General features: G+C 66.5%; 23 protein-coding genes, 1 tRNA gene and 1 pseudogene. 8 read left to right on the top strand and 17 right to left on the bottom strand.

Features of this window, described 5'->3' with window-relative positions; genetic code table 11:
• Position 1: 1 nt before the first annotated feature.
• From ACFQI8_RS18240 to ACFQI8_RS18225, 4 genes are all read right to left on the bottom strand, one after another.
• The gene (locus ACFQI8_RS18240; RefSeq protein ID WP_390247336.1) at positions 2–907 is read right to left on the bottom strand and encodes an ABC transporter permease; all 906 of its coding nucleotides are present in this window, start codon (positions 905–907) and stop codon (positions 2–4) included.
• Between the two features lie 2 nt (positions 908–909).
• Positions 910–1,929 carry an ABC transporter permease gene (locus ACFQI8_RS18235; protein WP_390247334.1) on the bottom strand — a complete coding sequence of 340 codons (1,020 nt, stop codon included), beginning with the start codon at positions 1,927–1,929 and terminating at the stop codon, positions 910–912.
• Positions 1,930–1,980: 51 nt separating this feature from the next.
• Complete coding sequence (locus tag ACFQI8_RS18230) at positions 1,981–3,678, bottom strand: ABC transporter substrate-binding protein (protein ID WP_390247332.1); 1,698 nt, start codon at positions 3,676–3,678, stop codon at positions 1,981–1,983.
• 303 nt (positions 3,679–3,981) lie between these two features.
• A complete protein-coding gene (locus ACFQI8_RS18225; RefSeq protein WP_390247330.1) occupies positions 3,982–4,464 on the bottom strand; it encodes a DUF7529 family protein in 483 nt (160 codons plus the stop codon).
• A gap of 192 nt (positions 4,465–4,656) precedes the next feature.
• Here ACFQI8_RS18225 and ACFQI8_RS18220 point away from each other — a divergent pair, with 192 nt between their 5' ends.
• Positions 4,657–5,196, top strand: a complete 540-nt coding sequence (locus tag ACFQI8_RS18220) for a winged helix-turn-helix transcriptional regulator (RefSeq protein ID WP_390247328.1) — start codon at positions 4,657–4,659, stop codon at positions 5,194–5,196.
• A gap of 361 nt (positions 5,197–5,557) precedes the next feature.
• Here the strand turns inward: ACFQI8_RS18220 and ACFQI8_RS18215 are convergent, their stop codons facing one another.
• The 3 genes from ACFQI8_RS18215 to ACFQI8_RS18205 are packed head-to-tail and all read right to left on the bottom strand — an operon-like array spanning position 5,558 to position 6,340.
• A complete protein-coding gene (locus ACFQI8_RS18215; protein ID WP_390247326.1) occupies positions 5,558–5,791 on the bottom strand; it encodes a DUF7123 family protein in 234 nt (77 codons plus the stop codon).
• Positions 5,788–6,054 carry a DUF8036 family membrane protein gene (locus ACFQI8_RS18210; protein WP_390247324.1) on the bottom strand — a complete coding sequence of 89 codons (267 nt, stop codon included), beginning with the start codon at positions 6,052–6,054 and terminating at the stop codon, positions 5,788–5,790. Before ACFQI8_RS18210 ends, ACFQI8_RS18215 begins: the two co-directional genes overlap by 4 nt.
• Positions 6,047–6,340 (bottom strand): ArsR/SmtB family transcription factor, encoded by a 294-nt coding sequence (locus ACFQI8_RS18205; protein ID WP_390247322.1) that lies wholly within the window; start codon positions 6,338–6,340, stop codon positions 6,047–6,049. The genes ACFQI8_RS18210 and ACFQI8_RS18205 overlap by 8 nt, the downstream gene beginning before the upstream one ends.
• Before the next feature lie 516 nt (positions 6,341–6,856).
• Between ACFQI8_RS18205 and ACFQI8_RS18200 the strand changes: the two genes are divergently transcribed.
• Positions 6,857–7,831, top strand: a complete 975-nt coding sequence (locus ACFQI8_RS18200) for a DUF7551 domain-containing protein (protein ID WP_390247320.1) — start codon at positions 6,857–6,859, stop codon at positions 7,829–7,831.
• 61 nt (positions 7,832–7,892) lie between these two features.
• Here ACFQI8_RS18200 and ACFQI8_RS18195 read toward each other — a convergent pair whose 3' ends face one another.
• Positions 7,893–8,894, bottom strand: a complete 1,002-nt coding sequence (locus tag ACFQI8_RS18195) for a lysylphosphatidylglycerol synthase domain-containing protein (protein WP_390247318.1) — start codon at positions 8,892–8,894, stop codon at positions 7,893–7,895.
• 149 nt (positions 8,895–9,043) lie between these two features.
• On the opposite strand from ACFQI8_RS18195, the gene fer reads away from it, so the two are divergent.
• Both fer and ACFQI8_RS18185 read left to right on the top strand, forming a co-directional pair.
• Positions 9,044–9,808 (top strand): ferredoxin Fer, encoded by a 765-nt coding sequence (gene fer / locus ACFQI8_RS18190; protein ID WP_390247316.1) that lies wholly within the window; start codon positions 9,044–9,046, stop codon positions 9,806–9,808.
• A gap of 63 nt (positions 9,809–9,871) precedes the next feature.
• Positions 9,872–10,345: an FKBP-type peptidyl-prolyl cis-trans isomerase gene (locus tag ACFQI8_RS18185; RefSeq protein WP_390247314.1), complete on the top strand. Its 474-nt coding sequence runs from the start codon at positions 9,872–9,874 to the stop codon at positions 10,343–10,345.
• A gap of 99 nt (positions 10,346–10,444) precedes the next feature.
• Here the strand turns inward: ACFQI8_RS18185 and ACFQI8_RS18180 are convergent, their stop codons facing one another.
• The 7 genes and pseudogenes from ACFQI8_RS18180 to ACFQI8_RS18150 form a co-directional block, all read right to left on the bottom strand.
• Positions 10,445–11,326: an ABC transporter ATP-binding protein gene (locus ACFQI8_RS18180; protein WP_390247312.1), complete on the bottom strand. Its 882-nt coding sequence runs from the start codon at positions 11,324–11,326 to the stop codon at positions 10,445–10,447.
• Entirely contained in the window at positions 11,326–12,441 is a 1,116-nt protein-coding gene (locus ACFQI8_RS18175) for a FecCD family ABC transporter permease (RefSeq protein WP_390247310.1), read from the bottom strand. Before ACFQI8_RS18175 ends, ACFQI8_RS18180 begins: the two co-directional genes overlap by 1 nt.
• Positions 12,442–12,548: 107 nt before the next feature.
• Positions 12,549–12,716: pseudogene (locus tag ACFQI8_RS18170) on the bottom strand (NAD(P)-binding protein); the annotation flags it as partial.
• 227 nt (positions 12,717–12,943) lie between these two features.
• On the bottom strand, positions 12,944–13,480 hold the full coding sequence (locus tag ACFQI8_RS18165; RefSeq protein WP_390247308.1) for a quinol oxidase: 537 nt from the start codon (positions 13,478–13,480) through the stop codon (positions 12,944–12,946).
• A gap of 135 nt (positions 13,481–13,615) precedes the next feature.
• On the bottom strand, positions 13,616–13,975 hold the full coding sequence (locus tag ACFQI8_RS18160; protein ID WP_390247306.1) for a hypothetical protein: 360 nt from the start codon (positions 13,973–13,975) through the stop codon (positions 13,616–13,618).
• Between the two features lie 110 nt (positions 13,976–14,085).
• Complete coding sequence (locus ACFQI8_RS18155; RefSeq protein ID WP_390247304.1) at positions 14,086–14,268, bottom strand: DUF8073 family membrane protein; 183 nt, start codon at positions 14,266–14,268, stop codon at positions 14,086–14,088.
• A gap of 136 nt (positions 14,269–14,404) precedes the next feature.
• Entirely contained in the window at positions 14,405–14,602 is a 198-nt protein-coding gene (locus ACFQI8_RS18150; protein WP_004976528.1) for a CopZ family metallochaperone, read from the bottom strand.
• A gap of 131 nt (positions 14,603–14,733) precedes the next feature.
• On the opposite strand from ACFQI8_RS18150, the gene ACFQI8_RS18145 reads away from it, so the two are divergent.
• From ACFQI8_RS18145 to ACFQI8_RS19545, 3 genes are all read left to right on the top strand, one after another.
• On the top strand, positions 14,734–15,333 hold the full coding sequence (locus tag ACFQI8_RS18145) for an AsnC family transcriptional regulator (RefSeq protein WP_390247301.1): 600 nt from the start codon (positions 14,734–14,736) through the stop codon (positions 15,331–15,333).
• Between the two features lie 141 nt (positions 15,334–15,474).
• The gene (locus ACFQI8_RS18140; RefSeq protein WP_390247299.1) at positions 15,475–18,057 is read left to right on the top strand and encodes a heavy metal translocating P-type ATPase; all 2,583 of its coding nucleotides are present in this window, start codon (positions 15,475–15,477) and stop codon (positions 18,055–18,057) included.
• A 57-nt stretch (positions 18,058–18,114) separates the two neighbouring features.
• Positions 18,115–18,285, top strand: coding sequence for a DUF8123 family protein (locus ACFQI8_RS19545; RefSeq protein WP_465261728.1), 171 nt, complete (start codon positions 18,115–18,117; stop codon positions 18,283–18,285).
• A gap of 12 nt (positions 18,286–18,297) precedes the next feature.
• On the opposite strand, the gene ACFQI8_RS18135 is transcribed toward ACFQI8_RS19545, so the two are convergent.
• Positions 18,298–19,152 carry a hypothetical protein gene (locus ACFQI8_RS18135; RefSeq protein WP_390247297.1) on the bottom strand — a complete coding sequence of 285 codons (855 nt, stop codon included), beginning with the start codon at positions 19,150–19,152 and terminating at the stop codon, positions 18,298–18,300.
• A 163-nt stretch (positions 19,153–19,315) separates the two neighbouring features.
• On the opposite strand from ACFQI8_RS18135, the gene ACFQI8_RS18130 reads away from it, so the two are divergent.
• Entirely contained in the window at positions 19,316–19,495 is a 180-nt protein-coding gene (locus ACFQI8_RS18130; protein ID WP_390247295.1) for a hypothetical protein, read from the top strand.
• 306 nt (positions 19,496–19,801) lie between these two features.
• Here the strand turns inward: ACFQI8_RS18130 and ACFQI8_RS18125 are convergent.
• A tRNA-Cys gene (locus tag ACFQI8_RS18125) sits at positions 19,802–19,878 on the bottom strand.
• Between the last annotated feature and the right edge of the window lie 247 nt (positions 19,879–20,125).

Below are 20,125 nucleotides of genomic sequence, written 5' to 3'. Positions count from 1 at the left end.
CTCAGTCCACCTCCACGTCGAGCACGTCGCGCAGGCCGTCGCCGATGAAGTTGAACCCGAGGACGGCGAAGGAAATCGCCAGTCCGGGGAACACGGCGATCCACCAGAAGCTCGTGACGTAGTTGCGGCCCTGTGCAATCATCGCGCCCCACGTCGGCGTCGGCGGTTGCGCGCCGAGGCCGAGGAACGACAGGCCCGCGCCGACGAGGATGACGAAGCCCATGTCGAGGGTCGCCTTGACCGTGATGGGGCTGACGACGTTCGGGAGAATCTCCCTGAACGTCGTCCGCACCCACCCCGACCCGAGCGCCCGGCTCGATTCGATGAACTCGTCTTCCTTTATCGAGAGCACCTCGCCCTGCACGAGGCGGGCGTACCACGACCACCACGAGAAGGCGATGGCGACCATGACGTTGAACAGCGACGCGCCGGTCGCGGCGACCACCGCCATGGCGAGGAGCGTGGGCGGGATGGCGAGGAAGATGTCCGTCACCCGCATGATGACGGTGTTCGTCGTTCCGCCGAGGTAGCCCGCGATGAGCCCGAGCGTCACGCCGATGGAGATGGCGATAGAGAGGACGATGCCGCTCATCAGGAGCGACAGGCGCGCGCCGAACAGGACGCGGCTGAAGATGTCGCGGCCGGTCGTGTCGGTGCCCATCAGGTGCGTCGCGCTCGGCGGCTCGCTCGCCTGGTCGAAGTAGACACCCGCGCCGGCGTGTTCGGGGAACGGCGCGATGTAGGGCGCGAGGAGCGCCGCGGCGACGAGCGTCAGAATCATCGCCAGTCCGACGAGCGAGAGCTTGTTGCCCGCGAAGGTCCGAAAGCCGCGTTTGAGCTGTCGAATCCGCTCTTTTCTGGCGGCGCTCTCGGTGTCGAGAAACGGGATGGAGGTCTTCGTGGACACGGCTATCCCTCCTCCAGCCGCACCCGCGGGTCGAGGTAGCCGTACAGCAGGTCAACCACGAAGTTGGCGGTCACGAAGCCGATACCGACCACGATGGTGACGCCGACGATGGCGTTGAAGTCCTGATAGAGGATGGCCTGGACGCCGTAGCGCGCCATCCCCGGCCACGCGAAGACGATTTCCACGAGGAACGCGTTCCCGAGGAGGAAGCCGAAGGCGAGGCCGACCACCGTGAGTGAACTCGTAAAGGCGTTTTGGAGCATGTACTTGTATTCGATGAGGGTGTTCGGAAGGCCGTAGGCCCGCGCGGCGAGGACGTAGTCCTTGCGCTGTTCATCGATCATGTCCGAGCGGATGAGCCGCATCACCTGCGCCAGCGTGGCGAGGCCGAGCGCGACGGTCGGCAACAGGAGGTGCGTGGCCGCGTCGAGGAACGTCCCGAACTGGCCGGCGATGAGGCTGTCGACCAGATACAGGCGCGTCACCGCCGGCGGGGGTGCCACGCCGTCGCTGAGTCGCCCCGAGAGAGGCAACAGTCCGAGGCTGACGACGAAGACGATTTGCAGGACGATAGCGACCCAAAACCGCGGCATCGACACGCCGAACAGGGCGGTAATCCGCGAGAGGTGGTCCTGCCAGCGGTCCTTGTTGGTGCCGGCGACGACGCCGAACGGAATCGCCAACAGGACGGCGCAAAACAGCGTGACGACGGTCAGTTCGAGCGTCGCGGGCAGGCGAGCGACGATGTCCGAAAAGACGTTGTTGTTCGTCCGGAGCGACATCCCCCAGTCGCCCTGTACGACGCCGACGAGCCAGTCGACGTACTGCATCGGCAGGGGCTGGTCGAGGCCCATCTCGGCCCGGAGTGCCGCGACTTGCTGGTCAGTTGCTTCCGGTCCGAGCGCCAACCGAACGGGGTCGCCCGGAATCACGCGGGATATCAGGAAGATGAGCACTGACAGCCCGAAGATGACGGGGACCGAGTGGATTGCGCGCCGAACCAGGTAATCTACGTATGACATTGGTGAGTTGGAAAGACGGCCCGAGGCGGGGCGTCGGAAGTCGTCGGGCGGCTACTTCGCGCGACCCTCGCCGCTCCGAGTCATCGAGTGGACGTCCCAGTCGAACGACATCACGCCGCGGTACTGCCAGCCCTCGACGTTCTCGTTGATGCCGATGCGGTACGGCGGGTTGGCGATGTAGACGCTGGGCATGCCCTCGATGATGAGCGCCTGCGCCTCCTCGTACTTCTCCAGCCGCGACTGGAGGTCGGTGGTCTGGCGCGCCTCTTCGAGGGTGGCCGCGATTTCGTCGGTGGAGTACCACGACTGGGAGATGTACGACCCGAACGAGGAGGGGTGGTACATCAGGTAGGTGTGGCTGTCCGGCGACGGCATCTTCGCCGTGTGGAAGATGTTCGTCAGGTGGGCGGTCGACTCGACGCTCGTCGCGCGGTCGGTGAGGCGGGCCCACTGAAGCGGGTTGATTTCGAGGTCGATGCCGAGTTCGTTCAGCCCGGCCTGATTGAGAAGCCCCATCTGGCGCTGGAGTTCGGTGCCGGCGATGACGACGTGTTCGAGGCCGATTTCGTTGATTTCGTCGACGGAGTAGTCCGCCTTATCGAGGAACTCCTTGGCCTTGTCGAGGTCCTGTTCCATCGGGGCGAGGTCGCCGTTGTGACCCGCCATCTGACGGGGGACCGGCCCGGCCGCGACGCCGCCGCCGCCGATGATGTCGTTGACGGCGCTGTCGTAGTCGAAGGCGTAGGCGATGGCCTTCCGGACGTTGATGTCGTCGGTCGGTGCCTTCTGGCAGTTCATCGGGAAGTGGAACAACTGCAGTTGCGGCACCTCGGGGACGCGGACGTTAGAGTACGAGTCCATCTCGGCGTACGCCTGCGTGCCCATGTACTGGTCGGTCATGTCGCCTTCGCCCTGTTGCATCGTCGTCTTGATGGTGGACTCCTCGGTGATGACCGTCGAGCGGAACGTGTCGAAACTGTCCTCGCTCCAGCCCTTCCAGTAGTCCTCGTAGGCCGACGCCTCGATGGAGTTGCCCTGCTCCCAGTCGTCGAGGACGTACGCGCCCGACCCGGCGGAGTTGCTCTGGAGGTAGGCGTTCCCGTAGTCGCCGTCCTGCTCGTTCTCCTGAACGACGGTGCTGTTGACGATGTAGAACTGGACGAACGTCGCCAGCGCCGGCCCGTACGCCTGATTGAACTCGAAGGCGACCGTCTGCTCGTCGCGGACGGTGATGTTCGAGGGGTCGAGGTAGTCGAGCCAGAACGACGAGTAACCGCGCTGGAGTTCCAGCATCCGGGTGAGCGAGTACGCCACGTCGTCGGCGGTCAGCGGCGTGCCGTCGGAGAACGTCACGTCGTCGCGAAGGGTGAACACCCAGGTCTGGCCCCCGTCTTCGGTGTCCCAACTCTCGGCGATGTGGGCGGTCGGCTGGAGCGTCTCGGCGTCGACGGTGATGAGTTCGTCGTAGAGGTTCTGGGCGGCGAGCCCCTGCGTGTAGTCGACCTGCTCTGCGGGGTCGAGCGTCCCGAACACCTGCCCGGCGATGAAGTGGAAGTCGTTGCCGCCGCTTCCTCCGTCCCCACCGCTTCCGCCGTCGCTCGTCTGTTCGGTCGCGGTCGAGTCGCTCCCCGAACTCCCGTCGGTCGTCTCGGTCTGCTGGGTCCCCTGACAGCCCGCGAGCGCGACACTCGTCGCTCCCGCACCGATGAGTTTCAGCAGTTTTCTGCGTTCTATGTTGCCGGTTGGCATGGAGGGTTGTGGATACCCCATTCGTATAAAGTTTTCCCAGAGATTTAACATATCGTTGTCTGAGAAAGTTGATTCATCTAATGCTATATTTGAAATAATATTGTAGAGCGTTCGAGGAGTACAGAAATAGAGGGACAGGGTACGGAGCCCCAGACACACCGACAAACACCACAATATTCGTCAATTTACCTGATACATACACACCAATTACGGAAAATAGTGAACAGTATTCGTGTCACATACGGCGGGGACGACGGGGAAGAGAACAGGCGAAGTCCGGGCGAAGCCAGCGGTTCGCGACGGCTACTGCGGCAGAAACAAGGCGGGTTCGGCGTGCCGAAACGAACAGCGACGTTCGTTCCCGAGGTCGCTCACCGTCGTCCAAATCACGGATTCGGTCCGTAGCGTTTCGACGAACGCGCGGTCGGTGTCCGAATCGTAAAACACGGGGAAGAGGACGGCATCCGTCATTTCTTCGGATTTCACGACGACGACGAAGATGCGCACGTTTGTATCGCGGGCGCGGTAGACTTCGAACTGGTCGAACGCCGCTTCAGACGCTGAAACGGTCGAATAAAGCGCTTCGAACTCCGAGTTCGGCACGAGGAGCCGAAATCCGGGGTTGCCCGTCGCCGACGCGTCCGTCGTCGCGACGTCGCCCGGATGTAAGACGAGCGTCTCCCAGCCGGCGTCTTCGAGCGCCGCCGCGACCTCGTCGATTTCAGTGAGGATGTCGGCCCAATCGACGAGCACCTTGTTCGTTCGATTGATTTTTCCGCGAACCATGACGTCATCCTCCGTGAACGGGGAGCAAAAGTGTTTGGGACCGAAAGTCCGTGTTCGTCCGACGGCCGGCGATTTCGAAACTCGGCGCACACAGCACGATTAAACGATTCGTTTACATTGTGTATCCGATTCGGAGATTTTCCAGAAACATTCATATATATGAAGCGAAGCGGTATAACCGTGAGACTAGCAATGCCCGATTCGCAGGAGTGGATAGAGGACCCGCGCGTTGTCGAGCTTCTCGAAGACCAGATGGACAAGAAGGACGTCCTCATCTTCCGCGAGTTGAACAAAGACGGGCGAATTTCGGACACGGAGCTGGCCGACCGCGTCGGGCTCTCCCGGACGGCCGCGCGGCGGCGGCGCAAGATGCTCCAAGAAGACGGCATTCTCGAAGTCTTCGCGCTGTTGGTCTTTCGGGCGGCCAACTACCCCTATGCGGAGGTCCACATCTCCTACGACAACCACGCCACGAACGACGAGATTACGGCGTTCATCGAGCGACTCCTCGACGAGGGGCTGGTGTACGAGGTTGCCGAATGTATCGGCGAGTACGACCTGCTGATTCGCGTCTGGCAGTCCTCGCTGAGCAGTATCAACAGCTACGTGCGCGAACTCCTCCAAGACAGCGACATGGTCGACACCTACACTATCGTCCCCATCACCGACTCCTACAAGATGTTCCACCGGACGTTCTACAGACCGGGCGAAGACGCCGACGACGCGTCGTGACCGGCTCGCGGGTCGCCGCCGAGAAAGTTGGGTCTAATCCGAACGGAGTTCGGTCGGAGTTCGGTCGGAGTTCGGTCGGTGTTGTCCCGAAGTTCGGAAAACCGCTATCCCCCCGTCGGATCGTTCGATAGACGGGGAGACAGAGGCCCCCACTCTGCGACGGACACCGTCGACGGCGCGTCGCGCCCGCGGAGCGTCACCGGTTGTCGCTCGGCCACCGGCCGACCGCCGCGTTCCCCACCCCCTCCCCCTCCGGCCCGACGCAACGCAACGCACCGCCTCGGACACGGTTGCCCCTGCCCCGGGTCGGAACCTCACCAACGGGTTCTTTTGCGGACAGTCGGTCGAGTCGTTCCACGGTTCAGTCGGCGCGCTCGACGTACCACGTGGTGCCGCGGGTGTACCCCCACTGGGAGATGCGGATGGCCTCCGCCTCGCGCTGGAGCGTCCCGACGAGCGACCCGATCTCCTTCGGCGACAGTCCCACCTCGTCGGTGATGTGTCTGCTCTTGAAGTAGAACGCGCCCTCCGAGGCGCGCGCCGAGAGGTACTGTTCGAGTCGGTCTCGCTTGGACGGGGCACTACCGGAGCTCATAGTTCGGGGTGCGGGTCGCGAGTGAAGCGGTTCGGGAACTCGCGGTAGACGCGGCCGTACGTCGCGAGCAGGACGAGCAGTAAGAGCGTCGTGAACGTCGAGAAGAACAGCTTCGTCTGCACGAGCGCGCCGAAAAGCGGGGTCCACGGGTCGAGGAACGTCGGGAGCCCCGCCTCGGGGAGCGAGAACACGACGCCCAGCGAGGCGGCGACCGCGACCGCGGTGTACCCGGCAGTTCGCCGGAGCGCCGCGGTTTCATGCATCCTCGACCTCGATATCGGTCTGTTCCGCGATGTCGTCGAGGAGGTCGAGGTTGTCGTCCATCTTGGGCGTCAAGAAGAACAGTTTGCCGTACTCCTCGCCGCTGGTGGTGAGGACGCCGTTCTCCGTAAGCATCTCCAAGTGGTGCTGGACGGTCTTGTAGTTCAAGTCGAGTTCGTTCGAGAGCTGGTTCGTGTTCATCGGGCGCTCGTTCAGCGCGCGGATGAGTCTGAGGCGGTTCTTCCCCCCGCGGGTCCCGCCGACGAGCCACCACAACAACTGCCTCATCTGGGCTCCCGTTTTGCTCCGCCGGTGTTCGTGACGTGCATCTGTCGTCGTCTGCTGGAGCGCCTGCGCTCTCGTGGTGTTGTTGTGGGTCGTCATTGTCGCGTGCCCGTCACGGTCGTCCCGCGGCCAGTCATCGAGGGCGTGTTCATCTCGCAGTTCGTCGAGTGCGTCATCTATCGAATCTACCCGCGTAACGGCGGATAATGATTCGCCGAACTCGACGCAGAGTTGCCCCCGAGACGGGCACAAATTAGGCCCAAATTCGAATCGAAACCGACCGACTCGGGACCGATACCACGGGCAGTCGACCGGGGGAAAGCACGTCTTTGGCGGCCTCTCGAAACAGGGCCCGCCGGGTCACGGCGCGGGACCGAACGCCGCGACGAGCAACCCGAACCCCCTCCCGACCGACCGCTCGAACCGACACTTTTTAGGCCGGCCTAAACAATGTGTCGAGCGAGCGACGAACGGACCGCGGCGTCGGCGACGACCCGCGAACAGACACACTGACACGTCATGGTCGGCACGACACTCACCCAGATACGAACCCACATCGAATCGCTCGCGAGCGACGACGGGAGCTACGAGCTCGTCTGCGGACGGACCGGGGAGCGACCCGTTCCGGTCGACGGCCTCCGGTTCGAGGACCGCGCGACCGCCGAGGCCGCCGCGCGCGAGGCGAGGAAGTACCGCTCCGCGCTCCGGCGGTACGACCCGAAGGTCCCGTACTACGACCTCATCGTCTCGGAGCGCGAGGCGCAGTCGAGATTCAGCGGCGCGAGCACGACCGCATCCGCGGAGGGGTGGGCGACCGCCGGGGCGACGCCGGGGCTCCCGAAGCCGCCCTGCGAGCTCGGCCTCGGACCCGACGCGGACGGCGGCGCGGAGTGTGCGGACGGCGGCGACCGCGCCGAGCGGGTCGAGTTCTGCCACCGGGTCGCGGCGGCGGTGTTCGAGGCGCTCGTGGAAGCCGACCACCGGGCGGTCGAGACCGCGGTGATGGACGCGTACTTCGACCTCGCGGAGACGATGTCCAGCGCGGACGACCTCTGTCTGCGCCTGTTGGAGAGCATGGCGACCGCGCTCCACGTGCACCTCGCGTCGGCCGAGCAGGCGGACGTGCTCGAACGCGCCGCCTCGCACCTCGCGCCGCGGCCCGACTCTGCGGGGGCGCTGGAGGCGACGCTGGTGGAGATGGAACGGCTCGGCCTCGTGGAGTCGTACAGCTGTTCGCCGTGGCGGCCCGGCCCGGACGCCGGTACGAGGTCGGCCGAGTTGACCCTCGAAGGCTACGCCCTCTCGGCGCGCGAGGGCCGGCTCCCGGTACTGCCGGTCGTCGTCGAACTCTACCGCCGGGCGTCGTCGTGGAACCCCGTCTCCCTGCACGTCACGCCGGTCGAGGGGGGCTGGCACGCAACGCTCTCGGTCTCCTCGGAGTCCAACGCGGTCGGGCTGGCGAGCGTCCCCGTCCACGAACGCACCGCCGACTGACTCGTTTTTCTCTCCGCTTCCCTCCTCTCACGCCGCCGCGACGGGTACCGGTAAACTCGCCTCAGGCCCGAAAGCCGCGGAGGAAGCCAGTTGCGACGCCGCCACAGCCGAGCGAGACGAGGAGTTCGAACGTCCGCACGACGAGCACCGCGGCGGCCGCACCCGCGGCCGGCGCGCCCGTCGTGAGGCTGAGCGCGCCCGCGAGAAGCACGTCGTACGCGCCGAGGCTCCCCGGAACGGGGAGGACGCTCGCCGCCTGCGGGAGCGGGATGACGGCGACAATCGGGAGGAACGCCACGGACGTGCCGGTGCCGCCGAGCGCGACCCAGAGCGCGAGCGACGTGAGCAGTTGCTCGAAGACGCCGCTGAGCGCGATGACGACGAGGAGTTCCGGCGCGTCGCGGAAGTGGACGACGCGCGCCCAGAACCGTTCGACCGCGTCGCCGACGGCGTCGCGACCGAGCGGCGTCTCGCGGGTGACGCCGGTGAGGACACGGACGACCGGGGTCAAGACCGCGACGACGACCGCCGACAGCGCGTCCCGGGCCCAGACGAGCGCGGCACCGACGACCAACAGCGCGGCGACCGCGCCAGCAAGCGTCACGAGGACGAACCGCGGCGTCGGCGCATCGAGAAAGAGGACGCCGACGATGGCGACCGACAGGAGGAGCTGTGCCGCGGATTTGACGTACTTGGCGACGCCGCGGACGCCGAGGGCCTCGCTGTAGCTCGTCTCGGTCGCGACGCCGAAGAACTGCGCCATGATGGGCTCCGAACTCACCGGACCGGCGGGGCTGAGCACGTCGAAGAAGTCGCCGGCGAACGCGAACTGGACGCTCGCCCGCGGCGAGAGCCCGTCCCGGAGGGGCCGCACCGACGCCCAGACGCCGAGGCCGTCGACCGTCGCCTCTGCGAGCATCAGACAGCAGACGACGGCGACGGCCCACGGGGCGACGGCCGCGACGCGCGAGCCGACTTCCTCCGGCCCGACGTACCAGAGGTACGCCGCGAGCGCTCCGATGCCGAGTCCCGCGCCGACGACGAACCGAACCCCGCGTCTCACACCCGTAGCAAGCGAGGCCCGCTACAAAACCGCCGCGGCTCGCGGCCGCGCTCGGTCTGGGACGACGGGACCCCGTATTCGAGGACTAAACCGCGACGAGACGGCCGATGGCCGTGGGTTTATGCTCGCGAGTTCCTACTAGCCCCGATGTGGACTCCCCGTTCGAGACGCTCGACATCGACCCGGACGCAGACGACGACGAACTCGTCGACGCGTACCGTCGGCGGGTGAAGTCGGCCCACCCGGACCACGGCGGGTCGGCGGAGGAATTTCAGGCTGTTCGGACGGCCTACGAGGCGATTCGGGACGGCTACGAGCCCGGCGACGAACTCGAACCCGTCGAGACGGACGGCCGCCGCCCGACCGACGAGGGCGCGACCCGAAACGGACAGCACGAGGCCGATTCCGCCCGAAACGGACGGGCCGGAGCCGAGACCGACGACGCGAGTTCCGGTTCCGGTCCCGACTCGGAGCCCGAGCCCGAACGACGGGGGGCGCGAGTCGAGTTCCTCGATTACGACGTGCTCACCGAGCGCGGCTGGTCGCTCACCGACGACGACCTCTTCGAGAAGGCCGCCGAGAGCGACATCGACGGCGACGCCTACGGGCAAGTGTTCGTCGAGCCGCGGACTAACCTCCTGAAAGCGGCCGAGGACGCCGGCCACAGCTGGCCCTTCGCCTGCCGCGGCGGGGCGTGTGCGAACTGCGCGGTGGCGGTCGTCGACGGCGACGTGAAGATGCCCTCGAACCACATCCTCTCGGAGGAGATGCTGGAGCAGGGCGTCCGACTGTCGTGTATCAGCCTCCCGGTGACCGACGACCTGCGGGTCGTCTACAACATCGAACACCTCCCCGGACTCGACGAGCTTCGGCTCCCCCCGCAACACGCCCGGAAGATGAGCGCGGGGCGGTGACGCGAACCCCCGCCGGGATGCCTCGATGACGACTTTTATGCGCGTCCTCCGCCGACCCCCGCTATGGCAATCGAGTCGGGAGACCGCGTCGCACTCGCGTACGTCGGACGCTTCGAAGACGGGACCGTCTTCAACACCTCGCGGTACGAGGTGGCGGTCGAACACGGCCTGTTCGAGGCCCAAGAGAGGGACCGCGACGACTACGCCCCCCAGACGTTCGTCGTCGGCGCGGGCCAGATTATTCCGGGGCTCGACGAGGCCGTCGTCGGGATGTCGGCCGGCGAGGAGGCCACCGTGACCGTCCCGCCGGAAGACGCCTACGGCGAGTTCGACCCCGACCGAATCCGAACCTACGACCCCGAGACGTTCGAGGGGATGGTCGGCGAGACGCCCGAGGTCGGCCTCCACGTCCACGCCGAAAACGGGCTTCACGGCGACGTTATCGCCGTTCGCGACGATGCCGTCGAGGTTGACTTCAACCACGAACTCGCGGGGAAGACGCTCGTCTTCGACATCGAAGTCATCGCCGTCCAGTAGGCGCTCGGGGTCGGGCGGAGCCGCGGCTGTCGGTCGAGCGGGGTTGCGGCCGGACGGTGGCCGGGCGACGGCCGAGCGGCGAGAAGTGGCGTCGAACCGCTACAGCGAGTGCTTCGGGACGATTTCCGGGTCGGGCGAGTAGTCGACCGCGGCCTCGACGCGGAACACGTCGGCGAGGAGTTCCTCGGTGACGACCTCGCGCGGCGGTCCCCAGTCGTACAGTTCGCCGTCCTGCATGGCGACGAGGTAGTCCGCGAACCGCGCGGCCTGCGCGATGTCGTGGAGGACGACCGCGACCGTCACGCCGCGTTCCTCGTTGAGTTGGCGGACCGTCTCCAGCACGCGGAGCTGGTGGTGCAAGTCGAGATAGGTCGTCGGCTCGTCGAGGAGGAGCACGTCGGTGTCCTGTGCGAGCACCATCGCAATCCACGCGAGCTGGCTCTGGCCGCCCGAGAGGTTGCCGATCTGCTTGTCGCGGATGTGCTCGACGCCCGCGAGGTCGATGGCGCGCTCGACCGCCTCGTGGTCGTCCTCGTTGACCTGCTCGAAGAAGTTCCGGTGGGGATACCGGCCGTGGTAGACGAGGTCCTCGACGGTGAGCGACGTGGGCGAGTCGTGCTGTTGAGAGAGCATCCCCAACTCGCGGGCGAACGCCTTGTCGTCGTACTCGCTGATGGACTTCCCGTCGAGGTAGACGCTCCCGCTGTCGGGGGTGAGCTGTTTGGCGAGCGACTTCAGAAGCGTGCTCTTTCCGGAGCCGTTCGGCCCGACGAGCGCCGTGATTTCGCCGCGCGGGATGTCGATGCGGTCGCACTCGACGACCGGGCCCTCGCTCGTCGGATACGAGAGTTCGAGCGCGTCGCCGGTGAGCGCGCTCTCGCGGTCGGTCTCGCCTTCGACGCTCGCGGTTCTGCTGTCGTCAGCGGTCGATTCGCCGTGGCGTGCCATCTGTTGGGGGTTCTCTGGGTGCTGGTTCGACATCACACTTCACCGATGTTCTGTTGTTTGCGCATGAGATAGAGGAAGTACGGCCCGCCGACGAGGCCCGTGACGACCCCGACCGGGAGCTGAATCGGATTGAGCGCGAGACGCGCGCCCACGTCGGCGGCGACCATCAGCGCCGGGCCGGCGAACAGACAGCCGACGACGAGGCGCTTGTAGTCGCTCCCGACCACGTTCCGCACGAGGTGCGGGACGACGAGACCGACGAAGCCGACGATGCCGGCGACGGCGATGCTCGCCGCGGCCGCGAGGACCGCGACGCCCGAAAGGGCGAACCGGACCTTCTCGATGGACATCCCGAGCGAGCGGGCGGTCTGCTCGCCGAGGAGCAAGACGTTGAGCTGGCGAGAGCTCCCGAGCGCGAGGGCGACGGCGATGATGGACCACGGGAGGGCCATGCGCACCTGCTCCCAGTCGGTGCCGGTGAGCGAGCCGGTCGTCCACGCGATGGCCGACTGAACGACGCCGATGTCGTCGACGAAGAAGAACAGCCCCGTCTGGAGGCTCTGGAAGACAGTGCCGACGATGACGCCCGCGAGGACGAGCCTGACCGGCGAGGTGCCGTTTTTCCACGCGATGAGGTAGACGAGGACGAACGCGAACATCCCGCCGAGCGCCGCCAGAAGCGGGAGATACGCCGCGAGCCCCGAGAAGACGACGAGCGTGAGGAGGATGAGCAGTCCGGCCCCCGACGAGACGCCGAGGATGAACGGACTCGCCAGTTCGTTCCGGGTGACCGCCTGGAAAATCGCGCCGGAAATCGCGAGGTTCGCGCCGACGAGGACGGCGACGAACACCCGGGGCAGTCGGATGTTCCAGACGATGAGCGTCCGGCGGCCGAGTTCGGGGAGTTCGCCGCCGAGGAGGAACACCTGCCAGACCCGCGGGTCGAAGATGACCGCGGGGTCGAAGACGGCGCGCCACGCCTCGCCGATGGTCATCGAGAACGCGCCGAAGCTGACCTGCACGAGGCCGCCGGCGACGACGACGACGAGGCTGGCGAGACAAAGCGACAGGAGCGAGCCGTCTATCCAGCCGAACAGCCGGGTCAGCGCCGACCCGGACGAGCGCTCTGTCGGCGTCGTCCCGCTCACTGCTCGACACCTCCGAGTCCGCGCCCGTCGAGGTAGTCAGCGAGCGCCTCGTCGGAGAGCGCGTCGAGGACGCGCTCCGTGCCGATGGTCTCGACGAGTCGTCGGACGCCGAGGTAGTTTTCGAGGGACGCACACCGACGGAGGGCGGCGTTGCCCCGGTCGAAAACGACGGTGTCGAGACCGTACCGCGCGGTGAAGACGGCCGCGGCGCATCCCGAGGGACCGCCGCCGACGACCACGTCCGCCGAGTCGAGTTCGGTGCCTTGGTCGGTCACGGCGCAGACCGCCCCCGTGAGAACAGCCCGCGAGGGACGTGGTCGAAGTCGGCTCCGTCTTCGTTCATACGTTTTAGGCATACCTAATACAATAAACCACTTTCGGATTTTAGGCACCCCTAAATCCATCGACACGCGAAAAACGGTTCGCAGAGACCTGAGTCCGGAGAATCTACGGCAACATTGTCCGAGAGAAAAGACGGTCGAACGCGGCCGGGGCGTCCCCCTCAGCCGAGGAGGTACTTGAGTTTGGGCCGACGGCGGACGAACTCCATCGCTTCGAGATACGCGTCGAGGCCGAGGATGCGGCCCGCCGCGAGCGCGCCGACGACGAGGAACATCACGAGCCCCAGCAGGTCGCCGTTGACCAGCCCGTGGCCCCACTCGGCGTTGCCGAGGTAGAAGAACGTCATGAGGAACGTTCCCCCGGCGGCGGCGAGGCGGACCGCGGCCCCGGTGATGAGCGCGAACCCGATGAGCGTCTCGCCCAACGGAACCATGAAGTTCGTGAACTCGAGCATCAGCGGCGTCTGGCCGACCCACGCGAGGAACGCGTGGACCGGGGCGGGTGCGCCGGTGGTGCCGTTGACGAGCCAGCCGCCCGCGTTAAACGGCTCGGCGGCGAGGTACTTCGTCACCCCCGCGTGGAGGAACCAGTACCCCGTGACGAGGCGGGCGAACACGAGCACGTAGCCGGTGACGCCCTCGGCGTAGTCGAACTCCATCCGGTTCCCCAGCATCTCGATTTCGCCGGTTGCGGCCATCGTCTGTCACCTCACATGTGAAGCGTGGGCCGCCGGGAGATTATAAACCCGGACCGGTTTTCGAATCCTCGGAATCTGGGAATCGGCGGCCCGCCCGCACCCGTCGCACCGCGACCGAGACGACGCCCGACGCGCTCACTCGGGCGTGATGACGACCCCGTCGTCGTCGGCGTGGTCCATCGACACCTCGTGTCGCGTGTGACGGGCGTGCGTGCGGGCCCAGCGGTGGGCGCTGGCCTCGGAGAGGAACTGCTCGCCGTCGGGACACTGCCGACAACTGACGACCCACGGCGAGACGTCGTCCGGGAAGTGGCCGGTGTGGCGGCGGTGGTCGAGCGCGAACTGCTCGACCGACTGGTTCCCCAGCTGTAGCTCGTCCAGTTCGTACGAGAGGTCCCACTCCTCGCCGCACCGCGAACACGAGACGGTGGGCGTGTCGTCTATCGGAGCGGTGGGAGAGTGCGTGCGAAAGTCGTCGTCGCTCGGTGGAGACACAGACGGGGTTGGAACTGCGGCCTCTTGTAACCGCCTACAGCCGAAGTGAAAGACAGACGAGTGACAGTTCACCGCGAGAACGGCGCAACCCCGACTCGCCGCCCGCCGTTTCACTCCGCGCTCGGCTCCCAGTCTCTGACCAGCGCGACGGCGAAAATCGTCAGTAGGGCGGCGATTCCGGTGTTTCTCGCGAAGTCTCCGGTGTCACCGGCGGCGAGTCGAACGACGCCGAGCGCGAGAAGGAGTCCGATGGCGAGCGCGAACAGGACGGCCGCCCACGACCGCGCGTGCATGGTCGCGGGTAGCGGGTCGACGGCTAAAACCGTTCAGGTCGGCGCGTCGAACCGGCTTGTCGGTCGCGCCGTCCGATTCTTCGAGTCTTCGTTCTTCGAACCTTCTCGCGCGGTTCGACCCGTCGCCGCCTCGGGTTCAGGCGCTCGCGTCGTAGCCCGCCTCTTCGACGGCCGCGACGAGGGCGTCGGTGTCGGCGTCGCCCTCGACGGTCGCGCGCTCCGCCTCGCGGTCGGCGGTCGCGTCCTCGACGCCGTCGACGCCGGCGAGGGCGTCGGCGACGCGCTGTTCGCAGTGTTCGCAGGTCATCCCGGTGACGGTAAGCGTGGTCGACATGCGGTCCGAGATAGGGGCTTCTCGATTTAGTGGGTTTCCCTTTCGAGGGTTCGGTGACGTGCCGGCATCTGCTTTCGAATCGAAAGCCGAACACGGGGAACGCCTATGACATCGCGGTTCCAAACGGAACCATGCGCGCGCTCGACGAAACCGACCTCCACATCCTCGAACTCCTCGCCGAAGACGCCCGCCGACCGTTCAGCGACATCTCCGCGGAAGTCGGTCTCTCCGCACCGGCGGTCTCCGACCGCATCGACCGCCTCCGCGAGGAGGGCATCATCCGTCGGTTCACGGTCGACCTCGACCAGTCGACGCTGTCGGGTGGGACGCCCGTCCTCGTCAGACTCACCGTCCGCCCGGAGTTCGTCGACGAGGTCCGCGACGCCCTCCGCGCGGCCGACCCGGTCCAACACCTGTTCGTCGCGGCCGACGGGGAGGTGACCGTCCACGCCCGACTTAACGGGGACTCCGTCCGCGCCCAGTTGGACGACCTCGTCGACCTCTCGCGAGTCCGCTCCTACGAGGTGAGCCTCGTGGAGTCCGCCGAGTGGACGCCGACGGTCAACGGGACCGGCTTCGCTCTCGAATGCGCCGAGTGCGGCAACACGGTGACGAGCGAGGGCGAGAGCGCCCACATCGGCGGGTCGCTCTACCACTTCTGCTGTTCGTCCTGTCTCGGCCGGTTCGAAGACCGATACGACCGCCTCGAAGCCGGCGCGAACGAGGACTGAGCGGGCGGGCGACGGTCGGGTGGTGCGGGCGGCGACCGAACGTCGGTGGCGATGGTTTCGAATCCAAAGTTCCGCCCCTCGATGACGTTCGGTTCTGAAGGGGCAACTGAGGTAAGCGAGGGGCACGTACGTCTAGGTGAGATGAGTAGCCGAACGGCCCACTTAGACATCCGCGGGATGAGTTGCGCGAACTGCTCGCGCACCGTCGGCGAGGCGTTGGAGGCGCTCGACGGCGTGACGAGCGCCAGCGTCAACTTCGCCACCGACGAGGGCTCCGTGGAGTACGACCCCGAGGAAGTATCGCTCGGCGAACTGTACGACGCCATCGAGGACGCCGGCTACGAGGCGCTCTCGGAGAGCCGGACCATCGGTATCACCGGGATGAGCTGTGCGAACTGCGCCGACGCGAACCGGAAGTCCTTGGAGTCGGTGCCGGGCGTCGTCGCCGCCGAGGTGAACTTCGCCACCGACGAGGCGCACGTCACCTACAACCCCGCCGACGCGAGCCTCGACGACATGTACCGGGCGGTCGAAGACGCCGGCTACACGCCCATCCGCGAGAACGGTGACGACGAGGAGTCGTCCGAAGACGCCCGCGACGCCGCCCGCAACGAGGAGATTCGCCGGCAGAAACGCCTGACGCTGGTCGGTGCGGCGCTGTCGCTCCCGCTTTTGGCGATGCTCGCGGTCGAACTGTTCGGCGGCGGCCTCCCCGAAGCGATTCCCGGCACCGGCATCCCCATCGGCTGGGTCGGCTTCGCGTTCGCCACGCCGGTGCAGGTCTTTCTCGGCCGCGAGTTCTACGAGAACTCCTACACGGCGCTCGTCCGGAACCGCACCGCCAACATGGACGTGCTCATCGCCATGGGGTCGTCCACGGCGTACGTCTACTCGGTCGCCGTCCTCAGCGGCCTGCTCGCGGGGAGCCTCTACTTCGACACCGCCGCGCTCATCTTGGTGTTCATCACGCTCGGGAACTACCTCGAAGCGCGCTCGAAGGGACAGGCCTCCGAGGCGCTCCGGACGCTCCTCGAACTCGAAGCCGACACCGCGACGCTCGTCGACGACGACGGAACCGAACGCGAGGTACCCCTCGACGAGGTCGAGGTCGGCGACTACATGAAAGTCCGCCCCGGCGAGAGGATTCCGACCGACGGCGTCGTCGTCGACGGCGACTCCGCGGTCGACGAGTCCATGGTCACCGGCGAGTCCGTCCCCGTCTCGAAGGCCGAAGGCGACGAGGTCGTCGGCTCGACGGTGAACCAAAACGGCGTCCTCGTGGTCGAAGCGACCAAGGTCGGCTCCGAGACGGCCATCCAGCAGATCGTCTCGCTCGTCAAGGAGGCACAGGGCCGCCAGCCCGAGATTCAGAACCTCGCCGACCGCATCTCGGCGTACTTCGTGCCCGCGGTCATCGCCAACGCCCTCCTGTGGGGCGTCGTCTGGTTCCTCTTCCCCGAAGCGCTCGCGGGCTTCATCCGGTCGCTCCCGCTTTGGGGCCTCGTCGCGGGCGGCCCCGCCGCCGCTGGCGGCGCGGTCTCGACGTTCGAGTTCGCCGTCGTCGTCTTCGCGTCGGCCGTGCTCATCGCCTGCCCCTGCGCGCTCGGCCTCGCCACCCCCGCCGCGACGATGGTCGGGACGACAATCGGCGCACAAAACGGCGTCCTGTTCAAGGGCGGCGACGTGCTCGAACGCGTCAGAGACGTCGAGACCGTCGTCTTCGACAAGACCGGCACGCTCACCAAAGGCGAGATGACGCTGACCGACGTAGTCGCCGTCGGCCCCGCCGCCGACGGCTCCGGCGTCGTCACCGCCGACGACGAGACACTCGACGAAGACGCGGTGCTCCGGTACGCCGCCTCGGCCGAGCGCAACAGCGAACACCCGCTCGCCCGCGCCATCGTCTCCGGCGCGGAGAACCGCGGCCTCGAGCTCGCGGAGCCGAACGACTTCGAGAACGTCCCCGGCCACGGGATTCGCGCAACCGTCGACGAGAAATCCGTCCTCGTCGGCAACCGCAAACTCCTCTCGGAGGCGGGCGTCGACCCCACTCCGGCCGAGGACGCGCTCCGGGACCTCGAAGGCGACGGGAAGACCGCGATGCTCGTCGCGGTCGACGGCGACCTCGCGGGCGTCGTCGCCGACGCGGACGAAATCAAGGAGTCGGCCGCCGAGGCCGTCGCCGCGCTCCGCGACCGCGACGTGACCGTCCACATGATTACCGGCGACAACGAGCGCACCGCCCGCGCCGTCGCCCAGCAGGTCGGCATCGACCCCGAGAACGTCAGCGCCGGCGTCCTCCCCGAGGACAAGGCCGACGCCGTCGACTCCCTGCAGGCCGACGGCACGAGAGTCATGATGGTCGGCGACGGCGTCAACGACGCGCCCGCGCTCGCCGCCGCGTACGTCGGGACGGCGCTCGGCTCCGGGACCGACGTGGCCATCGAGGCCGCCGACGTGACGCTCATGCGCGACGACCCGCTCGACGTGGTGAAGGCCATCCGCATCTCCGCGGGGACGCTCGCCAAAATCAAACAGAACCTGTTTTGGGCGCTCGGCTACAACACCGCGATGATTCCGCTCGCGTCGCTCGGCCTTCTCCAGCCGGTGTTCGCCGCGGGCGCGATGGCGCTGTCGTCGGTGTCCGTCCTCACGAACAGCCTCCTGTTTCGGACCTACACGCCGGACCACGACTACCACTTCCTCGACTTCCTCCGCCGGTAGTCGGCCGGTCCAGTCGACGCTCCCCGACCGCCTCCCGGCGTTTCTGTTTCGTCTCCGATTCGTGCCGGCCGCCGTGTCGCCGCATCGGGGTTCTCCTCGCGGCGCGACGCACCCAGTAATTCGGTTCTCACGGTCGCCGCACTCCAGATACTCGGGGCGCTGTCGGCCGTCGCTATCGGAATCGGAATCGCGTGGCTCGAAGCGAGAACTGCGCGCGAAAAGCGGTGACTGACGCGGTGTTCAGTACCGCGACGGGAGGAACGCCATGCCGACGAGGAGAAGGCCCGTGGCGAACGAAACGATGGCGATACCCCAGAGGCCGTTTTCCGTCTCGTGGTAGTGCTCGATTTCGGACAGTTGGGTCTGATAGCTGTCGTAGTTCTGCGTCAAGACGAGGGTCTCGCCGTCCGGGAAGTACGCGAGGTACTGCTGTCCCGAGAGAGACAGGTTTGCCTCGTTGTCGACGGTGACGGTGTTCTCCTCGGGGGCGAACCACTCGACGGTCACGCCGGAAGTCTCGACGGCGGCGACGGTGACAGACTGGTTGTTGTAGCCGAAGGAGTCGCCCTCGGCGACGGTGCGCGTCTCGTTGGCCGGGAAGTACTCGTCGACCGAGACGAGCGTCGAGCCGTTGACGACGACGTAGCGCTCGCCGTCACGGGTGACGGTCTCGTTGTCGACGTTCGAGTCGGCCTGGAGAATCGCGGTCTCGTTGTACAGTTCGACCAGCGTCGCCTCGGAGGGGTCCGAGACGTTGGCGATTTCGACACGGTAGTCGGTGCCGTCGAGCGTGACGGTGCTCTCGTTGTCCCACGTTTCCGTGTAACGGGCCGAGTCGTTCACGTACGTGAGTTCACCGGAACGGACCAGCGTGGTGCCGCCACCGTGGCCGCCCGATTCCTCCTCTTCGGTTATCGACGATACTGTGTACGCCTGGTCGCTACCGGGGACGGAGAACTCGTCTCCCTGTGCCAGCGAGTACTCAGGGTTCTCGAAACTGACCGACGGCGTCGATGCAGTCGCGATAAGCGAGTATGCACCGGCACCGATGACCAGGAAGAACACGACGGAGATGACCGCGGCGCGTCGTTGCATGGTTTCGGCATGGGCCACGCGGCGTATAACGATTACTTTTCCTCGGAGCGTGTCACCGCGTCGCGCGCCCGCCGGCGGCGACTCCAACCCTCAATACGGCGGGCGGAAGCGCGGTCGCGGTCGCAGATTGACGAGACTTTTTGAATCTGTCGGCCGAGCGGACGTGTCATGCGTTACGGACCAGTCGCGCGACGGCACCGCATCGGGGTGGGTCGTGACGCGCGCGGACGACCGCATCAGAGAACAGTTGGAACTCGTCTCCGACCGGTTCGACTTCCTCGACGCGCTCGACGGCGCGAACGGTCGCAGAACGAGCCCACGAACGAGCGGCGGCGCTCGATGACGAACCGAAGACGCTCACGCAGATGACTCTCGGAGACGTGTACGTGCGGTCGGGTGAGACTGACGACGGGCTCTCGCTTCTCGCGGCGGTAATCGAGTCCGCGCCGACAGCGGCCCTCGAAGGTCGATGCCGCGACAGTACGCCGGTGCACTCCGCGAAGTCGGCCACGCGACCGAGGCGCTCGCCGAACTACGGCGCGCTACGGCGTGCTTTTCGCCCGTCGAAGCACGACTCGTGCGATAGCATCGTCACTCGCTGATTCGATTCCGGGACGCGCCGCTCACGGGAGCAACGTTCGAAGCAAAAAGCCAAGGGCCGGATTTGAACCGGCGGGGGTTCCGCTCTGCAGGCGGATGCGTTGGGCCGAACTCTGCCACCTTGGCGCAGTTACTTATATCCCGGTCTTGTGCTTAAGCCTGACGGTGTGCGACCTGAGTCGGGCGTTTTCGGTGTCTCAACCGGAAGGCGGTCGCTCCGTGTCTGTGCGTGCGAGCGGGCTCTCTGCTCCCGCTCGTCATAAATGAAAAAAGCCCACTGGACTGTAGTCCAGTGGGCTTCGTATGAGTGGGGGGCGGCGAACTGGATTTCCCAGAGGATCGCTCACTCCAGTACTGACCAGAACGCAGGTGA

Origin of the sequence: Haloferax chudinovii, assembly GCF_042663345.1 — an archaeon.
GTDB lineage: Archaea > Halobacteriota > Halobacteria > Halobacteriales > Haloferacaceae > Haloferax > Haloferax chudinovii.
The sequence above is the reverse complement of the archived record's forward strand: the minus strand, read 5'-3'. Positions and strand labels throughout refer to the sequence as shown.